Origin of the sequence: Rhizobium sp. AN5 (assembly GCF_900215255.1) — a bacterium.
GTDB classification, from domain to species: Bacteria; Pseudomonadota; Alphaproteobacteria; order Rhizobiales; family Rhizobiaceae; genus Agrobacterium; species Agrobacterium tumefaciens.
The window spans coordinates 2121627-2140079 of record NZ_OCMJ01000004.1; the positions used below are offsets into that span (position 1 = coordinate 2121627).

At 59.9% G+C, this 18453-nt stretch carries 16 protein-coding genes and 1 pseudogene; 13 read left to right on the forward strand and 4 right to left on the reverse strand.

Annotated features, from left to right (window positions below; translation table 11 throughout):
* Positions 1 to 163 precede the first annotated feature (163 nt).
* Positions 164 to 373, forward strand: coding sequence for a hypothetical protein (locus CRP02_RS27660; protein ID WP_003513853.1), 210 nt, complete (start codon positions 164 to 166; stop codon positions 371 to 373).
* Positions 374 to 389: 16 nt separating this feature from the next.
* Here CRP02_RS27660 and uppM read toward each other — a convergent pair whose 3' ends face one another.
* Complete coding sequence (gene uppM / locus CRP02_RS23100; protein WP_179784104.1) at positions 390 to 2009, reverse strand: polysaccharide biosynthesis protein UppM; 1620 nt, start codon at positions 2007 to 2009, stop codon at positions 390 to 392.
* A gap of 258 nt (positions 2010 to 2267) precedes the next feature.
* Between uppM and uppO the strand changes: the two genes are divergently transcribed.
* From uppO to CRP02_RS23120, 3 genes are all read left to right on the forward strand, one after another.
* Entirely contained in the window at positions 2268 to 3683 is a 1416-nt protein-coding gene (gene uppO / locus CRP02_RS23110; protein ID WP_097172895.1) for a polysaccharide biosynthesis phosphomannomutase UppO, read from the forward strand.
* Between the two features lie 135 nt (positions 3684 to 3818).
* Positions 3819 to 4220, forward strand: coding sequence for a group II truncated hemoglobin (locus CRP02_RS23115; RefSeq protein ID WP_097100778.1), 402 nt, complete (start codon positions 3819 to 3821; stop codon positions 4218 to 4220).
* Positions 4217 to 4582, forward strand: coding sequence for a DUF423 domain-containing protein (locus tag CRP02_RS23120; RefSeq protein ID WP_097172402.1), 366 nt, complete (start codon positions 4217 to 4219; stop codon positions 4580 to 4582). Before CRP02_RS23115 ends, CRP02_RS23120 begins: the two co-directional genes overlap by 4 nt.
* Before the next feature lie 7 nt (positions 4583 to 4589).
* On the opposite strand, the gene CRP02_RS23125 is transcribed toward CRP02_RS23120, so the two are convergent.
* The 3 genes and pseudogenes from CRP02_RS23125 to CRP02_RS23135 all read right to left on the reverse strand — a co-directional run bounded on the left by CRP02_RS23125 (position 4590) and on the right by CRP02_RS23135 (position 6077).
* Complete coding sequence (locus CRP02_RS23125) at positions 4590 to 4877, reverse strand: hypothetical protein (RefSeq protein WP_097172403.1); 288 nt, start codon at positions 4875 to 4877, stop codon at positions 4590 to 4592.
* Positions 4858 to 5181, reverse strand: a pseudogene (locus tag CRP02_RS23130) (DUF2325 domain-containing protein); the annotation flags it as partial. The gene CRP02_RS23125 and the pseudogene CRP02_RS23130, both read right to left, overlap by 20 nt.
* Before the next feature lie 254 nt (positions 5182 to 5435).
* A complete protein-coding gene (locus CRP02_RS23135) occupies positions 5436 to 6077 on the reverse strand; it encodes a TetR family transcriptional regulator C-terminal domain-containing protein (RefSeq protein ID WP_003513869.1) in 642 nt (213 codons plus the stop codon).
* A 262-nt stretch (positions 6078 to 6339) separates the two neighbouring features.
* Between CRP02_RS23135 and CRP02_RS23140 the strand changes: the two genes are divergently transcribed.
* The 9 genes from CRP02_RS23140 to CRP02_RS23185 all read left to right on the forward strand — a co-directional run bounded on the left by CRP02_RS23140 (position 6340) and on the right by CRP02_RS23185 (position 18122).
* The gene (locus CRP02_RS23140) at positions 6340 to 7587 is read left to right on the forward strand and encodes a Zn-dependent hydrolase (RefSeq protein WP_097172404.1); all 1248 of its coding nucleotides are present in this window, start codon (positions 6340 to 6342) and stop codon (positions 7585 to 7587) included.
* Positions 7584 to 9041, forward strand: coding sequence for a dihydropyrimidinase (hydA, locus tag CRP02_RS23145; protein WP_097172405.1), 1458 nt, complete (start codon positions 7584 to 7586; stop codon positions 9039 to 9041). The genes CRP02_RS23140 and hydA overlap by 4 nt, the downstream gene beginning before the upstream one ends.
* Complete coding sequence (locus CRP02_RS23150; protein ID WP_174002222.1) at positions 9038 to 9481, forward strand: NUDIX hydrolase; 444 nt, start codon at positions 9038 to 9040, stop codon at positions 9479 to 9481. The genes hydA and CRP02_RS23150 overlap by 4 nt, the downstream gene beginning before the upstream one ends.
* Positions 9478 to 10272: an ABC transporter ATP-binding protein gene (locus tag CRP02_RS23155; RefSeq protein ID WP_097172406.1), complete on the forward strand. Its 795-nt coding sequence runs from the start codon at positions 9478 to 9480 to the stop codon at positions 10270 to 10272. The genes CRP02_RS23150 and CRP02_RS23155 overlap by 4 nt, the downstream gene beginning before the upstream one ends.
* A gap of 198 nt (positions 10273 to 10470) precedes the next feature.
* Positions 10471 to 11346, forward strand: coding sequence for an ABC transporter permease (locus tag CRP02_RS23165; protein WP_097172407.1), 876 nt, complete (start codon positions 10471 to 10473; stop codon positions 11344 to 11346).
* Positions 11343 to 12215, forward strand: coding sequence for an ABC transporter permease (locus tag CRP02_RS23170; RefSeq protein ID WP_097172408.1), 873 nt, complete (start codon positions 11343 to 11345; stop codon positions 12213 to 12215). Before CRP02_RS23165 ends, CRP02_RS23170 begins: the two co-directional genes overlap by 4 nt.
* A gap of 21 nt (positions 12216 to 12236) precedes the next feature.
* Entirely contained in the window at positions 12237 to 13229 is a 993-nt protein-coding gene (locus tag CRP02_RS23175; protein WP_003513879.1) for an ABC transporter substrate-binding protein, read from the forward strand.
* A 365-nt stretch (positions 13230 to 13594) separates the two neighbouring features.
* Positions 13595 to 14788 (forward strand): efflux RND transporter periplasmic adaptor subunit, encoded by a 1194-nt coding sequence (locus tag CRP02_RS23180; RefSeq protein WP_097172409.1) that lies wholly within the window; start codon positions 13595 to 13597, stop codon positions 14786 to 14788.
* A gap of 13 nt (positions 14789 to 14801) precedes the next feature.
* Positions 14802 to 18122: an efflux RND transporter permease subunit gene (locus tag CRP02_RS23185; RefSeq protein ID WP_097172410.1), complete on the forward strand. Its 3321-nt coding sequence runs from the start codon at positions 14802 to 14804 to the stop codon at positions 18120 to 18122.
* The last annotated feature ends 331 nt before the right edge of the window (positions 18123 to 18453 follow it).

Below are 18453 nucleotides of genomic sequence, written 5' to 3' on the forward strand. Positions count from 1 at the left end.
CTACGAATAACTATCATTAATATTCTTATAAATCTGAAGCTTGAATCAAACAATTATACGCCCGGGGGTTGAGTGACCACCCCAACCTCTCCTCCCCCTATTCCGGTTTTGCGGCTGATGGGTTAAGGGACGACGAAACCACACCATAGAAAAGGTCCCGGCCATGGAAACCATATCGATCGACAACCGCGGCGATTTCGGCCTTTGGGCCATCGAACGGGCAAAGGAAATCGTCGCCAACGAGGCGTCCGATCTTGCCGTTTCGGTCCGTGACGGCGACGAGACAGGCATTCGCGATGCAGGTAATGCGCTGGGTGCTGCCATCGCCGCCGCCCTGCTCGAGGTCTATGACGGCCTGATGTCCGAGGAATAATCGGCGGTCGCAGCCCTCAGGCGTAGCGTTCCGCGTGGTCTGTCCGGCGCAGAAAACCCAAAAGCCCGAGTGCGATGGCAATTCCGAGACCAAGGAACAGACCGCCCGCGCCACCGGCGATCAGGAAGATAAGCTTGCCGGGCGGCCAGCTTCTGGAATTGGGCGCCACCGGCTGCGAAATCACCCGCACATTGGTGGAATCGATTGTCTGCTGCTCGGCGATCTGGCGTGATCGGTTGAGATAGGTCTCGTAGATCGCGGCGGCCGAGTTGGCGTCACGCTCCAGATCGCGCAGCCGCACCTGCGCCTCATTGTCGGTGAAGACGTTGGCGCGTTCCGCAACCGCCTTCAGCCGCAGGGCATCAAGCGAGGAGCGGGCCTCGGCGACATTGGTCTTGGCCGCCAGCAAAATCCGCTGCGCCTCATCCGCAATGCCGCGCTCCAGCATGTCGCGTTCCGCCCCCGCCGTCGCCAGACGCGGATGGCGGGCGCCATAGGTCAGCGTCATCGCCCCGATCTGCTGCTGCAAGGTGCTGTATTGCGCGCGGATGGTGTTCATGGTCTGGCTGTCGAAGATCGCGTCGCTCTGGGTGCGGTTCTGGGCAATCGCCGCCTGCATCTGCTTGAGGCGCGACTCCTCCTGAATGACGCGCTGCTGCGCGGCAAGAACCTGCGCATTCAGCTCGCCGGACGCCAGATTGCTGACCAGCTGGCCGTTATTCTCCTGCAGGCCATTTTCGCGGCGGAAATCGGCGACGCGCTTTTCGGCAATCGTCACGTTCTGGCGCATTTCCTCAAGCCGCTTCTTGAGATCATCGACGATACGTAGGCTGCTGTCGGAGGTCGTCTGGAACAACTCGCTTTCGAAAGCCTTCACCATCGCCTTCGAGACTGTCACGGATTTGTCCGGATCATTGGTCCAGACAGCAAGCGTCACCACGAAGGAACGCGGATCACGTTCCGCCGCAACCCGTTCGCCCAGCGAACGAAGCGCGCCGACCTTGTTGTCACCATCTTCCGGCTTCGGTGAAAAAAATGCTTTCAGCCGCGCAAGAGGGGGTGGGGATATGAATTCCGGGTCCTCATCCAGTTTCAGCTCGTCCACCACCCGCGCCAGCACGTTGCGCGACGTGACGGTGCGCAGCTTGCTCTCCACTTCGAGAATCTGGGTGTCGCGCTGCTGGTTGGGCGAAAACACCCCGTCACTGACGACATTCAGGTTGGAGGGGTTGACGACGATATCCGTATAGGCGGTGTAACGCGGCGGCGTCATATAGGCATAGGCGAGTGCAGCGGCGACGCAGAGAATGATCGCAAGCACAATCCAGACGATCCCGGCACGCAGCCAGCCGAGTACCTCGTCCACACCGATCCGGTCGATATATTTCAGGCCCGGCAGCGTGGCCGCGAGACTGTTGCTTGGCGAGGCCGGCCTTGTCGGCTTTTCAGCCGGCGCGGGTTCGGCAATGGCAGCCGCCGGCTTCGGCTCAAGATGCTCTTTCAGCACCGTGCGCTCGAAAACCTCATCCTCATCCACCAGATCGTCCAGCAGGGAACCGTGGGGTCTGGCGGCGGGCGCCGCTTTTTCATCCAGCGGACGTGCCTGCTTATGTCCCGCCTTTTGAAGCCTGTACATCAGCCAATCCAACTTGAACGAACCACAAAAAAGGCCTGCAACAGATGGTTTTCATCGTCGCCAGAACCACTATTAACCGGCAAGTCTAGATATAACGGGTGAATTTTAGGTTACCCGCATCATCGCCGCCATCATCACCTATTCGCCGCGTCCATGAAAGAGACGATTGACTTGAATGGATCGATACGGTTCTTTCTGGCGTTATATTTTTGTATTATCCATTTGAACCTCAAAGATTTTATCGAAACGGAGTTTGGCATGAGCCTGAAATTTGGAACGAGCGGCCTTCGCGGCCTGTCTGTCGATCTGAAAGGAAAGGCCTCGGCCGTATACGCAACGGCATTTGCAAGGCACCTTCTCACATCGGGTCAGGCAAAGGCGGGCGACCCCATTCTCGTTGCCCGCGATTTCCGCGATTCGAGCCCGGATGTTTCCGCAACCTGTATCGCCGCGCTGAAAAAGGCCGGCCTCGCACCGCTCGATTGCGGCACGGTGCCGACACCGGCACTGGCCCTTTACGGACTTTCCCTCAAGGCCGGCGCGCTGATGATAACCGGTTCGCATATTCCGGCCGACCGCAACGGCATCAAATTCTACCGCCCGGACGGCGAGATCGACAAACAGGACGAAACGGCGATCGCCGCACTCGCAGCCGAAGTCGAGGCTGAAGGGATTAACGACGAGGCAGCAACGGCGGACGACCATTCCGCAATTGCAGCCGAACTCTTTTATGAGCGCAACGCGGCACTCCTGCCGGAAAAGGCGCTGTCGGGCCTGAAGATCGGCGTTTACCAGCACAGCACGGTGGCGCGCGATCTCTTCGTCGATGTTCTCGCCCACTATGGCGCCGAAGTCGTGTCGCTCGGCCGTTCCGAGACCTTCATTCCGGTCGATACCGAGGCGGTCTCCCCGGAAACGCTGGAGCTTCTCAAAAAATGGGCGCCGGAACACGGCCTCGATGCCATCGTTTCCGCCGATGGTGACGGCGACCGGCCCCTGCTTGCCGATGAAAACGGCGTGCCGCTGCGCGGCGACCTGATCGGATTGATCACGGCGAATTTTCTCGATGCCGGCGTGGTCGTCACCCCCGTCACCTCCAATTCCGGCATTGAGGCGAGCGGTTCGTTCAAGGTCATCCGCACCAGGGTCGGTTCGCCTTTCGTGATCGCCGGCATGGCACAGGCCCTTGCCGAAGGAAACAATGGCGTCATGGGCTTCGAGGCCAATGGTGGCCTTCTGACGGCCTCCACCTTCACATTGAACGGCAAACCGCTATCGCCCCTGCCGACGCGGGACAGCTTCCTGCCCATCCTCGCCGTATTGCTTCTCTCCGCCGAGCAGAAAAAGCCGCTATCGCAGATTGCCGCTGCCTATAACCTGCCGGTCGCGGCTGCGGATCGTCTGGAAAACTTTGCGCAGGAAAAAAGTGCTGCCCTGATGACGCATCTGCGCGCCTCGCGGGACAACCTCGAAACCTTCCTCGCCCCCGTCGGCACGGTCAAGGCGCTGAGCGACATTGACGGCCTGCGCGTGGCCCTGACGGACGGCAGCACCATCCATTTCCGCCCTTCCGGCAATGCTCCGGAAATGCGCTGCTACGTCGAGGCCGCCAATCAGGACGAAGCCGAAACGCTGCTCAGCAAGGGCCTCGATCTCATCCGCAACTTTGGATGAGTGGATGGCGCTGAACGCTTGAAGCGGACGGCCACCATGAATGTCCCAGTGTCGCAAATGTCGCATCCCGTCTTTGCCTGTTGCTCTTCCCGCTCCGGAAAGCGATAAGGGCCGCAGGGTTCAAGGAGGCGGGATGTGAGCGGCGAGACCATTACCCTTTATGAAGCGATAGGCGGCGATGCCACAGTCAGAGCACTGACCCGGCGCTTCTACGAATTGATGGACACCCTGCCAGAGGCGGCGCATTGCCGCGCCATCCATCCAGCCGATCTTTCCGGCAGCGAAAGCAAGTTCTACGATTATCTGACCGGATATCTTGGCGGACCGCCGGTCTATGTCGAAAAACACGGCCACCCGATGTTGCGCAGGCGCCATTTCGTGGCCCCTATCGGACCCGCCGAGCGGGACGAATGGCTGCTCTGCTTTCGCCGCGCAATGGATGAGACCATCGACAACCCAAAGCTCAGGGACATCATCTGGGGACCGGTGGAGCGGCTGGCCTTTCACATGCAAAATCAGGAAGCGAATAACCCATGACGACGGAAAGATTGCGCGCCTTCATTTTGCTGCTGGGCGGCCTTTTGGGTGCCGCCGGCGTCATGCTTGCCGCCGCCGCCACCCATACCGGCGAAACCTATATGCTGGGGAACGCCTCGGCCATGGCGCTCGCCCATGCGCCGGTGCTCGTGGCACTGCATATCGGCACGGACCGCATCAGAACCGCCATTCCGGCAGGGCTGATTCTTGGCTTCGGCACGGCGGTTTTTGTTGGTGATCTCGTCACCAGACATTTTTCCGGTCACAGCCTGTTTCCCTACGCGGCCCCCTTGGGTGGCCTCGGCATGATCGCGGGATGGCTGGTGCTGTGCGCTAGTGCATTTTTGAAGCCGAGGGGCTAAATCGGCATCAACGCCGTTTCCAGCGAAACGACAGGATGTTGCGGCCACGTTGAGCCGCCTCACCGATCTCGAAGAACGGCTTTTCGCCCGGCTGGCGGGTGCGCAGATAGGGAAAAGCCAGCACATTGCCGCCGTCAGCTGCGGCGCGGTTGCGCCGCTCGCGTTCGCCGACGACTTCATACATCTCCGTCAGGGCCGGATCGGCGCCCTGTTCGGCCATCTTGTGCAGCTCCACGCGGCAGGCCTCAGCCACCGCCTGCTCTGCATCCTTGAAATTATTGCGCTCGTCGCTCATCGTTCGAGGTCCGTTCATTCATCGTCTGCAGCGCCCGCTCCAGACTGGATTTGCTGCCATTGCGCAGCGGAATGAACGTCTTGCCGAATTTCTTGCAACCGGACTTCACCCGCAGACACGCATCGTGGCTGATACAGTCGATCGGGCAGAAAACGCAGTCGACGGAGGGAAGAACAGTGTCGATACGCGAGACCGCCTCACGCAATCCGCCATCGTGATGGATAAGCTCGGCACCGAAATTGCTGGCGATCTGGCGAAGATGGGCAACCTGACAGTCACGGCCACCAACATAAAGAAAGCTCTTCGGACCGGAAAGCTGCTGTTCGGCCACATCCTTTTCAGGTTGAGGCGCTCCCTTGCCCTGCTTGCCGCCGCGTTCGGCTTTCTTCTTTTCCTTGCGTGCCATTCCCTCACCTGCCGGTTGATTTTTTCATGCCCCGACGTTCGGGATGCCGGCACCATAATAAAGATGAGTTTTGGAGTAAAGTATAAAGGTGATAATTTTCCTCATGTTTTGACATAAAGAATCGATCACATATTCGCGAGAACCCCACCAGATCAGTTGTTGATCTTCAATCCACCCATGAAAAGCTGCTCCAGGTGCCGGGCTGCATCCTCAAACCGGCCTTCGCCACCGTTTTTGTCGCCCAGCACGGCCCGCACCTGCACGTCGAAATCCGCATAGTGCTGCGTGGTCGACCAGATAGAGAAAATCAGGTGATAGGGATCGCATTTCGCCATCCGCCCGGCCTTGATCCAGACGCGGATCACCTCCGCCTTTTCATCCACCAGTTGCTTCAGAGGACCCTTCAGCTCATCCTCGATATGCGGCGCACCCTGCAGGATTTCATTGGCAAACAGGCGGCTCTCACGCGGAAAATCGCGCGACATTTCCAGCTTGCGGCGAATATAGGAGCGGATTTCGCTTTCAGGATTGCCCTCGGCATCGAAAGCCCTGAGCGGATCCAGCCAGGTATCCAGCACCCGCTCGATCAACGCGCGATGCATCGCCTCCTTGGTGCGGAAATAATAAAGCACGTTCGGTTTCGACATGCCGGCCGCCTCGGCAATCTGGTCGATGGTGGAACCGCGAAAGCCGTTGGTGGAAAACACACTCAGCGCGGCCTCGAGAATCGCTTCCTGCTTTTCTTCCTGGATGCGGGTCCGCTTCTGTGTTTTCGCTGCGCGCGGTATGGCCATACTCTGCTCTCTGTGTTTCTTTTCGGTGCAATTGCCGCTACAGTATGCTTAAAAAATAATCGCCGCGTACAGTTTAGGCAAAATTAGTGCGATTCGTCACGAAAATCCCTTGCTGACGTCATGGCGAATTTGCAATGTTTACCAGCCGGTCAATTTATCCACCATCGCCATCACAAGGCAATGGCTGTTATCTTAACCGGCAAAAACGGGAACGGCACAAGCTTTGCTTCGATAAAAACAAAACAGGTGAGGACAACACTTCATGGCAGCGGGTAAGAACTTGACGGTCAATGGCGACCGTCTGTGGGACAGTCTGATGGACATGGCGAAAATCGGCCCCGGCATTGCCGGCGGCAATAATCGCCGCACGCTGACGGATGAAGATGCTGAAGGCCGCAGCCTGTTCAAGAGCTGGTGCGAGGCGGCCGGCCTGACGATGGGAGTCGACAAGATGGGCACGATGTTCGCCACCCGCCCCGGCGAGGACCCTGACGCACTGCCGGTCTATATCGGCAGCCATCTCGACACCCAGCCGACCGGCGGCAAGTTCGATGGCGTTCTCGGTGTGCTGGCTGGACTGGAAGTCGTGCGAAGCCTGAACGATCTCAACATAAAAACGAAACACCCTGTTGTCGTCACCAACTGGTCCAACGAGGAAGGGGCGCGCTTTGCCCCGGCCATGCTGGCTTCCGGCGTCTTTGCCGGCATTCACGATCTCGATTACGCCTATAGCCGCACCGATACCGACGGCAAGACCTATGGCGACGAGCTGAAGCGCATCGGCTGGCTGGGTGAGGAAGAGGTGGGCGCCCGCAAGATGCACGCCTATTTCGAATATCATATCGAACAGGGACCGATCCTCGAGGCGGAAGGCAAGCAGATCGGCGTCGTTACCCATGGTCAGGGCCTGTGGTGGCTGGAAGTGACGCTGACAGGCAAGGAAGCGCATACCGGCTCGACGCCGATGGCCATGCGCGTCAATGCCGGCCTCGCCGCCGCCCGCATCCTCGAAAAGGTGCAGGAAGTGGCGATGGCCCACCAGCCGGGCGCCGTCGCCGGCGTCGGCCAGATGATCTTCACCCCAAATTCCCGCAATGTCCTGCCCGGCAAGGTGGTTTTCACCATCGACCTCAGAACCCCCTCGCAGGCGAAACTCGACAACATGCGCGCCATCTTCGAACGCGAGGTGCCCGTTATCGCCGAAGAACTCGGCGTCGGCTGCTCAATCGAGGCCATCGGCCATTTCGATCCCGTCGCCTTCGACCCCGTGCTGGTCGGCCGCGTGCGCGCCGCTGCCGAAAAGCTGGGCTACAGCCATATGGACATCATCTCCGGCGCCGGCCATGATGCCTGCTGGACCGCAAGGGTCGCACCCTCCACCATGATCTTCTGCCCCTGCGTGGACGGTCTTTCCCACAACGAAGCTGAAGACATCTCCTCCGAATGGGCCGCCGCGGGCTGCGACGTGCTGCTGCATGCCGTGCTGGAAACTGCGGAGATCGTGCAATGACCGCCACCATCATCAAGAACGGCACCATCGTCACCGCCGACCTGACCTACAAGGCCGATGTTAAAATCGAAGGCGGCAAGATCACCGAGATCGGACCCGATCTGACCGGCGGCACAGTGCTCGATGCCACGGGATGTTACGTCATGCCTGGCGGCATCGATCCGCATGTGCATCTGGAAATGCCCTTCATGGGTACCTATTCCGCCGATGATTTCGAGAGTGGCACGCGTGCCGCCCTTGCTGGCGGCACGACCATGGTGGTAGATTTTTGTCTGCCCGATCCCGGCCAGTCGCTTCTCGATGCCCTGCAACGATGGGACAACAAGGCAACGCGCGCTAACTGCGACTACTCCTTCCACATGGCCGTTACCTGGTGGGGCGAGCAGGTCTTCAACGAGATGAAGATTGTGGTTCAGGAAAAGGGCATCAACTCGTTCAAGCACTTCATGGCCTACAAGGGCGCGTTGATGGTGAATGACGACGAGATGTTCGCCTCCTTCTCGCGCTGCGCCGAGCTTGGCGCCATTCCCTTCGTGCATGCGGAAAACGGCGATATCGTCGCGCAGATGCAGGAAAAGCTGATGGCGGAAGGCAACGTCGGCCCGGAAGCGCATGCCTATTCCCGACCTCCCTCCGTCGAAGGTGAGGCCACCAACCGCGCCATCATCATCGCCGATATGGCGGGGGCGCCGCTTTATGTGGTCCACACGTCGTGTGAACAGGCGCATGAAGCCATCCGCCGCGCGCGTCAGAACGGCATGCGCGTTTATGGCGAACCGCTTGTCCAGCACCTGATCCTAGACGAGAGCGAATATGCCAATGCCGACTGGGACCATGCTGCCCGCCGGGTCATGTCGCCACCCTTCCGCAACCGCCAGCATCAGGACAGCCTCTGGGCAGGTCTCGCCTCCGGCTCGCTGCAATGCGTGGCGACCGACCATTGCGCCTTCACCACCGAGCAGAAACGCTTCGGCCTTGGTGATTTCCGCAAGATCCCCAATGGCACCGGCGGGCTGGAAGATCGCATGCCGCTGCTCTGGACCCATGGCGTGGCGACCGGTCGGCTGACGATGAACGAATTCGTCGCTGTCACCTCCACCAACATTGCGAAAATCCTCAACATCTATCCGAAAAAGGGCGCGATCCTCGTCGGCAGCGATGCCGATATCGTCGTCTGGGACCCGGCGCGGGAAAAGACCATCCGCGCGGCAAACCAGCAATCGGCCATCGATTACAACGTGTTCGAAGGACAGAAGGTCAAGGGTCTACCGCGCTTCACCCTGTCGCGGGGCGTAATCAGCATCGAGGAAAGCACCGTCAAGACGCAGGAAGGTCACGGCACGTTCGTCGCCCGTGATCCCTATCCCGCCGTCAGCAAGGCGCTGTCCACATGGAAAGAGCTCGTCGCGCCACGCAAGGTGGAACGCAGCGGCATTCCGGCATCGGGTGTATGACCTTGAGCACCGATCCGAAACGCGAAATCGTCATCGCTGCCGCCGTTCTCCTGAATGCGCGGCGGCAAATGCTTGTCGTGCGCAAGCGCGGCACCACGCAATTCATGCAGCCGGGCGGCAAGATCGATCCGGGTGAAACGCCTGAGCAGGCGCTTCGCCGCGAACTTGCCGAAGAAATCGGCCTCACGCTTCCTGAAAATGCTGCGCGATATGAGGGCGTATTCCGTGAGGAGGCCGCCAATGAGACGGGGGCGGAGGTCGTGGCCCATGCCTTCGTCGCCCAACTGAATATCGACGTTACCCCGCAGGCCGAGATAGAGGAGGTGCGCTGGCTCGATCTGGATGCGGCCTCCAATCTGCCGATCGCCAAACTCACGGAAACACGTATGCTGCCGCTGGCACGCGCAGCCCTGACGGAAAGTGGAAACAAGCCACGATGAACCAAGCCTCGTCCTATTCCGTCGTTTCCGCCAGAAATCTCGGCCTCACCTTCGAAACCGGCGATGGCCCGGTGCACGCGCTTTCCAATGTCGATCTGGAAGTGGGCAAGGGCGAGTTCGTCTCCTTTATCGGACCTTCCGGCTGCGGTAAGACCACGTTCCTGCGGGTGATCGCCGATCTCGAAAAGCACACATCCGGCGATATCACCGTCAATGGCACCACACCGGAAAACGCCCGCAAGGACCGGTCCTACGGCTATGTCTTTCAGGCCGCCGCACTCTATCCGTGGCGGACCATCGAAAAGAACATTGCGCTGCCGCTCGAAATCATGGGCTATACGAAGGCCGAACAGAGGGAGCGCATCGACCGCACGCTCGATCTCGTCAATCTCAGCGGTTTCAGCAAGAAATACCCATGGCAGCTTTCCGGCGGCATGCAGCAGCGCGCCTCCATCGCCCGCGCGCTCGCCTTCGATGCCGACCTGCTGTTGATGGACGAACCGTTCGGCGCGCTGGACGAGATCGTCCGCGACCATCTGAACGAACAGCTGCTGAAACTGTGGGATACGACCGGCAAGACCATCTGCTTCGTCACCCACTCCATCCCGGAAGCCGTTTATCTCTCGACCAAGATCGTCGTGATGTCGCCACGGCCCGGCCGGGTGACGGATATCATCGAATCCACGCTGCCAAGGGAAAGGCCGCTTGAGATCAGGGAGTCGCCGGAATTTCTGGCAATTGCGCATCGCGTGCGTGAGGGGTTGAAGGCGGGGCACAGCTATGAGGGGTAAGGTCAGCGCCAGCACTACCCCCCTCTGCCCTGCCGGGCATCTCCCCCACAAGGAGGGAGATCGGCAAGACGCGCTAGCATCGCTTCAATCTCAGGCTTCGAGATGGGCGAAACATCACCTCATATCGATCTCCCCCCTTGTGGGGGAGATGTCCGGCAGGACAGAGGGGGGTAACCCCCAACCACCGAGGGCACCGCAATGACCCTCCTCCGCCACCGCGTCCTCCCCATCCTCACCGTCCTCCTCGCCATCCTCATCGTCTGGCACCTTTTTGTCATCTACCTCAACATGCCCTTCGTCCGCGATCAGGCAAACCGCGCCGGCCAGACGCCGAGCTTCATGGAGCTTCTGCCGCAAACCTTCGCGCAGGAGCGCCCGGTTCTCCCCGCCCCGCACCAGATCGTCGCGGAACTGTGGGACACCACCGTCAACAAGGCGATCACCTCCAAGCGCAGCCTCGTTTATCACGCAGGCGTCACACTTTCGGCCACGCTCCTCGGTTTCGCCATCGGCGCGGTGCTCGGCATCCTGCTTGCCGTCGCCATCATCCACAATCGCGCCATGGACCGCTCGGTCATGCCGTGGATCATCGCCAGCCAGACCATCCCCATCCTTGCCGTCGCGCCGATGATCATCGTCGTCCTGAATTCCATCGGCATTTCCGGGCTGTTGCCCAAGGCGCTGATTTCCACTTATCTCTCGTTCTTCCCGATTGTCGTCGGCATGGTGAAGGGCCTCAGAAGCCCCGAAACCATCCAGCTCGACCTGATGCACACCTATAATGCCTCGCCCGCACAAATCTTCTGGAAGCTGCGCTGGCCGTCTGCCCTGCCCTATCTCTTCACCTCGCTGAAGATCGCCATCGCGATTGCGCTGGTCGGGGCCATCGTCGGCGAATTGCCGACGGGCGCTGTCGCCGGCCTCGGTGCGCGTCTGCTCTCCGGCTCCTATTACGGCCAGACGGTGCAGATATGGGCAGCGCTGTTCATGGCCGCCGGTGTGGCCGCCATTCTGATCTCGATCATCGGCATCGCCCACGCAGCCGTCCTCAAGAGAATGGGAGCGCGGCCATGACAAATCCCGTCTGGTTTATTGGCGCGATCCTGTTCTGGCTTGCCGCCTGGGCCTCCAATGAATGGCTGGTGCGCCACACCTTCGCATCACAGGCGGCAAAGAGAATGAGTCGCATGGCCGTGCCGCTTCTCTTCGGGCTGGCCATTCTCGCACTATGGGAAGGTGTGGTGCGCGGCTTCTCCGTCCCGCCCATCCTTTTGCCTGCCCCGAGCGCCATCCTCGCCCGCCTTCTCGGCTCGCTACCGATCCTCTGGGCGGATTTCCGCCAGACCTTCCTCAAATCGGTGCTGACAGGTTATGTGCTCGGCTGCGGCCTCGGTTTCATCGTCGCCATCCTCATCGATCGTTCGCCCTTCCTCCAGCGCGGGCTGCTACCCATCGGCAATTTCGTCTCCGCTTTGCCTGTGGTCGGCATCGCGCCGATCATGGTCATGTGGTTCGGCTTCGACTGGCAGTCGAAAGTGGCCGTCGTCGTCATCATGACGTTTTTCCCGATGCTGGTGAACACGGTTCAAGGGCTTGCCGCCTCCAGCCACATGGAACGCGACCTGATGCGCACCTATGCCGCAGGCTGGGGGCAGACATTGCTGAAACTGCGCCTGCCCGCCGCCTGGCCCTTTATCTTCAACGCGCTGAAGATCAATTCCACACTGGCGCTGATCGGCGCCATCGTCGCGGAATTCTTCGGCACGCCCATCGTCGGCATGGGTTTCCGCATCTCGGCGGAAATGGGCCGCAGCAATGTCGATATGGTCTGGGCAGAAATCGCTGTAGCGGCGCTCGCAGGCTCAGGATTTTACGGTCTGGTGGCGCTCATCGAGCGCGCCGTCACCTTCTGGCATCCGTCCGTCCGTGGGGGACGAACGTAAATAACGAAAAAGGGAACAGCGATGAAAATGAAACTTGCCTCCATGCTTCTTGCCGGCGCGTCACTTCTGAGCGCATTTGAGGCTCAGGCGGCCGACAAGATCACCCTGCAGCTGAAATGGGTCACCCAGGCGCAGTTCGCCGGTTATTACGTCGCCAAGGACAAGGGCTTTTATGAAGCCGAAGGCCTCGATGTCGATATCAAGCCGGGCGGACCGGATATTGCGCCTGCGCAGGTTCTGGCCGGCGGTGGCGCGGATGTGATCGTCGACTGGATGCCATCGGCACTCGCCACCCGCGAAAAGGGCGTGCCGCTCGTCAACATCGCCCAGCCGTTCAAAACGTCAGGCATGATGCTGACCTGCCTCAAGGAAACCGGCATTACCAAGCCGGAAGATTTCAAGGGCAAGACGCTCGGCGTCTGGTTCTTCGGCAATGAATATCCGTTCCTGTCGTGGATGGCGCACCTGAAAATCCCGACCACCGGCGGAGCGGATGGCGTCACCGTCCTCAAGCAGGGTTTCAACGTCGATCCGCTGCTGCAAAAGCAGGCCGCCTGCATTTCCACCATGACCTATAATGAATACTGGCAGGTCATTGATGCCGGCATCAAGCCGGAGGAACTCGTCACCTTCAAATATGAGGACGAAGGCGTCGCAACGCTGGAGGACGGGCTCTACGTTCTCGAAGACAAGCTGAAGGACGCCAAGTTCAAGCAAGACATGGTCAAATTCGTCCGCGCTTCCATGAAAGGCTGGAAGTGGGCGGAAGAACACCCTGACGATGCAGCAGGTATCGTTCTTGAAAATGACGCCTCCGGCGCCCAGACCGAAAAGCACCAGAAGCGCATGATGGGCGAAGTCGCCAAGCTGACGGCCGGCTCGAAGGGCGCGCTGGACAAGGCGGACTACGAGCGCACCGTCAAGACGCTGCTCGGCGGCGGTTCCGATCCCGTCATCACCAAGGAGCCGACAGGCGCCTACACCACCGAAATCACAGATGCGGCGCTGAAATAGTCACGTCGAAGCCGAAAACATGGAAACGCGCGGCCATCGCCGCGCGTTTTTTTGCGTCCTGGTGACCCGTTTGATGAATTACAACACTCGGCCATATACAAAAATGTATATCAACCCTCGAGGCTATGCGGATTGATTTGTATAACAACAACAATTAGAGTCCCCGCCAACAAGACTGCCGAATTTGATCTTGTAAAAAAGCACGAGGCAAAGGTGCTTAAGATTCGCGTTGAGGGGCGTTTGAATCGGGAGGATCGAGAAGGAAGTATTGTGATCCCTTGTTTCACATTCGTTGCCGCATGACCTTTTAAAACACGCCTTCAGGCTGAAGGACATGCGATCGAATATTGCGCGAGCCAAGACACATGCAGCATAAAGTCACGTTTAACCGCTTTGTTTTCCTTCTTCTTTCCGCAACGGCCCTGCCATTTTCGGCCGTGGCCGAGGGAGAAGTGCCGGAACCGGTCAAACAGCAGAACCTGCCTTCCATCATCGTCGCGCACGTCGCAATACGCGATCTCGTGGACCGCATCATCGCCACCGGCACCATCAGACCCGTGGACGAAATTTATGTACAGCCGCTGGTCGACGGCCTGTCGATCGACGAACTGAACGTCGATATCGGCGACAGGGTCGAGGCCAATGCGGTTCTGGCCGTGCTTTCCTCGGACAGTCTTCTCCTGCAAAAAAGCCAGCTTGAGGCCAACAGGGCCAAGGCGCAGGCCGCCGTTGCGCAATCCAAGGCGCAGGTTTTGGAGGCTGAGGCCAACAAGGCCGATGCCCTTCGCCAGCGCGACCGCGCCGCCAAGCTCGGCCAGAGCGGTTCCGGTTCCGTCTCCGAGACGGAAAAGACCGAGGCCGCTGCCCAGGTTGCGCAGGCACGTCTTGATGCCGCCAAACAGACCGTTTCCGCCGGAGAGGCAGACATCAAGGTCGTGGACGCGCAGATTGACGACATCAATCTGAAACTGACGCGCACGGGTGTGAAAACCCCCGTCACCGGCATCGTTTCCGCCAAGAATGCCAAAGTCGGCGCCATCGCCAGCGGCGCCGGAAACCCGCTTTTCACGATCATCAAGGACGGCGCGATCGAGCTCGTCGCCGATCTTTCCGAGACCGACATCCAGCGGGTGAAGGTCGGCCAGAAAGCTTTCCTGACGGTTGCCGGCGGAGCCCAAAAAATTGAGGGCAAGGTGCGTCTCGTTTCGCCGACTGTCGATCCGGCAACGCGCCTCGGTTCCGTGCATGTAGTACTGCCGACGGACAGCCCGGCACGGTCGGGCATGTATGCCAGCGCGGAGATCATCGTAAAAGAGACGAACGCGCTTGCCCTGCCGCTTTCGGCCGTCACCTCCGGGCGTGAAGGCTCGACCACCCGCAAGGTGGAAGGCGACATCGTCAAGCAGGTGAAGATCGAGACCGGCATTGAAGACAGCGGTTTCATCGAGATTGTCAGCGGACTTGCCGCTGGTGACAAGGTTGTCGAGAAAGCTGGAGCATTCGTGCGTGATGGTGACCGGATAAGACCGGTGGAAGCCCAGACGGCTGCGTCCAACTGACTGAGGGAATGAAATGAACTTCTCCGCATGGTCAATCCGTAACCCGATTGCGCCGCTTCTCGGCTTCGCGCTTTTGATGTTCCTCGGCATCCAGGCCTTCAACGCCCTGCCGATCACCCGTTTTCCGAATATCGACGTTCCCGTCGTTGCCGTCACCGTGACCCAGAGCGGCGCTTCGCCGTCCGAGCTGGAAATGCAGGTGACGAAGGAGATCGAAGACGCTGTCGCCGCCATTAGCGGCGTCGACGAAATCCAGTCGACCGTCACCGACGGGCAATCCCTGACGACCGTTGTCTTCCGCATCGAAAAGCCGACGGAAGAGGCGGTTCAGGACGTCAAGGACGCCATCGACAAGATCCGCAGCGATCTGCCGTCCGATATCGAAGTGCCTGTTGTCAGCAAGATCGACGTGGAAGGCCAGGCAATCCAGACCTTTGCCGTCTCCTCGCCGAACATGACGCTGGAAGAACTGTCCTGGTTCGTGGATGACACCATCAAGCGTTCGCTGCAGGGCAAGTCCGGCATCGGCAAGGTCGACCGTTACGGCGGCGCCGACCGCGAAGTGCGGGTTTCGCTCAGCCCCGAAAAGCTCGACGCCTACGGCATTACCGCAAGCGAAGTGAACGGTCAGCTGCGTGGCACCAATATCGACCTCGGCTCCGGCCGCGGCCAGGTTGGCGGCAACGAACAGACGATCCGCACGCTCGGCGACACCCGCGACGTCACCCAGCTTGCCAACACAACCATCGCGCTCTCCAATGGCCGTTTCGTGAAGCTCGCCGAACTCGGCACCGTCACGGACACCTATGAGGAGCAGAAGTCCTTCTCGCGCTTCAACGGCAACCCCGCCGTTACCTTTGCGGTGTTCCGCTCCAAGGGCGCCAGCGAGGTTTCGGTCGCCAAAACCGTGGCTGAAAGCCTCGATCAGGTCCGCAAGGACCATCCCGACGTCGCGATCCAGATGGTCGATGACGCCGTCTACTTCACCTATGGCAACTATACGGCAGCGCTCGATACGCTGATCGAAGGCGCGGTCCTCGCCGTCATCGTGGTTCTGCTGTTCCTCAGGAACTGGCGCGCTACCCTGATTGCCGCAGTGGCCCTGCCGCTCTCCGCGATCCCGACATTCTGGATCATGGACATCATGGGCTTTTCGCTCAACCTCGTCAGCTTCCTCGCATTGACGCTCGCCACGGGTATTCTCGTGGACGACGCCATCGTGGAAATCGAGAACATCGCCCGCCACATCAAGATGGGCAAGACGCCGTATCGCGCCTCGCTGGAAGCCGCAGACGAAATCGGCCTTGCCGTCATCGCCACCAGCTTCACCATCATCGCCGTCTTCGTGCCCGTGTCATTCATGCCCGGCATTCCCGGGCAGTACTTTATCCAGTTCGGTCTGACGGTCGCCTTCTCGGTGTTCTTCTCGCTGGCGGTCGCCCGTCTCATCACGCCCCTGATGGCCGCATACCTGATGCGCGCCGAAGACGCGATGGACGACCATGCCGACAATGACGGCTGGCTGATGAAAGCCTATACGCGCATGGTTTCCGCCACCACCTCCAAATGGTGGGCGCGTTACCTGACGCTGGTCGGCGCCATCGGCTTCCTCATTGCTTCCGTCATGCTTCTAAGCCAGGTGCCGGGCAGCTTCCTGCCGCCGGACGACGCCTCGCGCGTGACGCTTTCGGTGGAACTGCCGCCCAATGCGACGCTGGACGAGACAGATCGAACGACGACAGAAATCTTCCACGCCATCCGCGATATCAACGGTGTGGAAAGCGTCTTCATCCTCGGCGGCGCCTCGCCCAAGGGCGATCTGGAGCTTCGCCGCGCCACCGTCAACGTCATTCTCCAGCATATCGACCATTCGCTGCTCAAGCTGGTGGTCAATAAGGGGCTGGGTTCCATTCCGCTCATCGGCCAATATCTTCCGAAGGTGGAAGAAAAGGGCCGTGTCCGTCCGCAGTGGGATGTGGAGCGGGATATCTTCGCCAAGGTCCACAGCATTCCGGATGTGCGTATCATCAAGCTGAACGACCGCGCGGAACGCGAACTGAGCTTCAACTTCCTCTCGTCCAACGAGAAGGATCTGAACGACGCCGTCGGCATTCTCGAAAGCCGCCTGCGCGCCTCGCCCATCCTTGCCAATGTCAGCTCGGAAGGGGCGCTTCCCCGTCCCGAACTGCAGATCCGCCCGCGCAAGGACGAGATCGCCCGCCTCGGCATCACGCCGCAGCAGATTTCGCAGACGGTGCGTGTCGCCACCATCGGTGACATCGACGCACAGTTGACGAAAATCTCGCTGGACGACCGGCAGATCCCGATCCGCGTGCAGGCATCCATCGATACCCGCCGTGACCTCGCCACCATCCGCGCGCTGAAGATCAAGACCGCATCCGGTTCGCTGGTGCCGCTCTACAGTGTTGCCGATATCGACTATTCGGAAGGTCCAAGCTCGATCAAGCGCAACGACCGCAACCGCGTCGTCTCCATCGGCTCCGATGTACCGTTCGGCACGGCACTCGATACATCGACGGCGGAGTTCAAGCGGATCGTTTCGGAAACCGAACTGCCGGCAAGCGTTCGCCTTGCCGAAAGCGGTGATGCCAAGGTGCAGGGCGAAATGCAGCAGGGCTTCGTCAACGCCATGCTGCTCGGCCTGCTGCTGGTGCTGGTGGTGCTTATCCTTCTGTTCAAGGATATCATCCAGCCCTTCACCATCCTGTTCTCACTGCCGCTCGCCATTGGCGGCGTGGCCGTGGCGCTCATCATCACGCAGAACGCGCTTTCCATGCCCGTTCTCATCGGCATTCTGATGCTGATGGGTATCGTGACGAAAAACGCCATCCTGCTGGTGGACTTCGCCATTGAAATGCGCCGGCACGGCATGGAACGGGTGCATGCCATGGTCGAGGCCGGCCGCAAGCGCGCCCGCCCGATCATCATGACCTCGATCGCCATGTCGGCGGGCATGTTGCCCTCGGCACTGGGCGTCGGCGAAGGCGGCTCCTTCCGCGCGCCGATGGCGATTGCGGTGATCGGTGGCATCATCGTCTCCACGGTGCTGTCCCTGATCGTGGTCCCCGCCTTCTTCCTGATCATGGATGATCTGTCGCGCCTGCTCGCCCACCTCTTCGGCCGCTTCGTCGGCAAGAAGGAAGAGGAGGAAGAGTCGCTCTCCAACGAAAAACTTTCGGAGATCGCCCGCGAAAACAGCCTGGCGCTCTCCTCGCTGGAAGCGCGCGTCGCCGGCATGGAAAAAGGCTCCGCTGAAAAATCCGGTGACAAGGGCAGCAATATATTGCGGCTGCCGCCGCTCGCTGCCGAGTGAAAGTTGAAACGCCGGGTCCAGTGCCCGGCGTTTCCTTTTGTGATGAGTTTACTTGGTCGCGACTGCGTTGCGGCTGGCTTCTTCTCCACGCCGGGGAGAAGAGATAGGCCGCACCCACTCGCTCCACATTTCCCTGCTCCCCGCACAACAACGCCAAACCCATTTGATCGAAATCAATTCGCTTTTCAGGTGAACTGCTAATCTCCCTCGCATCGGGAATTGCCGGTCGAAGGATAATGCGATGAGCTCTTTTCAGATAGGCGTGAGGGAAAAGGAACATCCCCGGTTTCGTATCGCTTCGGACAACCCGGCAAAAGGTTTGAGCGGGAGC

Bases quoted from the DNA above. Each gene is read 5' to 3' on its own strand.
- CRP02_RS23155 (WP_097172406.1), top strand. From the start codon at position 9,478: ATGAACCAAGCCTCGTCCTATTCCGTCGTTTCCGCCAGAAATCTCGGC.
- CRP02_RS27660 (WP_003513853.1), top strand. From the start codon at position 164: ATGGAAACCATATCGATCGACAACCGCGGCGATTTCGGCCTTTGGGCC.
- CRP02_RS23135 (WP_003513869.1), bottom strand. From the start codon at position 6,077: ATGGCCATACCGCGCGCAGCGAAAACACAGAAGCGGACCCGCATCCAG.
- CRP02_RS23170 (WP_097172408.1), top strand. From the start codon at position 11,343: ATGACAAATCCCGTCTGGTTTATTGGCGCGATCCTGTTCTGGCTTGCC.
- CRP02_RS23120 (WP_097172402.1), top strand. From the start codon at position 4,217: ATGACGACGGAAAGATTGCGCGCCTTCATTTTGCTGCTGGGCGGCCTT.
- uppM (WP_179784104.1), bottom strand. From the start codon at position 2,009: ATGTACAGGCTTCAAAAGGCGGGACATAAGCAGGCACGTCCGCTGGAT.
- uppO (WP_097172895.1), top strand. From the start codon at position 2,268: ATGAGCCTGAAATTTGGAACGAGCGGCCTTCGCGGCCTGTCTGTCGAT.
- CRP02_RS23125 (WP_097172403.1), bottom strand. From the start codon at position 4,877: ATGAGCGACGAGCGCAATAATTTCAAGGATGCAGAGCAGGCGGTGGCT.
- CRP02_RS23185 (WP_097172410.1), top strand. From the start codon at position 14,802: ATGAACTTCTCCGCATGGTCAATCCGTAACCCGATTGCGCCGCTTCTC.
- CRP02_RS23175 (WP_003513879.1), top strand. From the start codon at position 12,237: ATGAAAATGAAACTTGCCTCCATGCTTCTTGCCGGCGCGTCACTTCTG.
- CRP02_RS23150 (WP_174002222.1), top strand. From the start codon at position 9,038: ATGACCTTGAGCACCGATCCGAAACGCGAAATCGTCATCGCTGCCGCC.
- hydA (WP_097172405.1), top strand. From the start codon at position 7,584: ATGACCGCCACCATCATCAAGAACGGCACCATCGTCACCGCCGACCTG.
- CRP02_RS23140 (WP_097172404.1), top strand. From the start codon at position 6,340: ATGGCAGCGGGTAAGAACTTGACGGTCAATGGCGACCGTCTGTGGGAC.
- CRP02_RS23165 (WP_097172407.1), top strand. From the start codon at position 10,471: ATGACCCTCCTCCGCCACCGCGTCCTCCCCATCCTCACCGTCCTCCTC.
- CRP02_RS23180 (WP_097172409.1), top strand. From the start codon at position 13,595: ATGCAGCATAAAGTCACGTTTAACCGCTTTGTTTTCCTTCTTCTTTCC.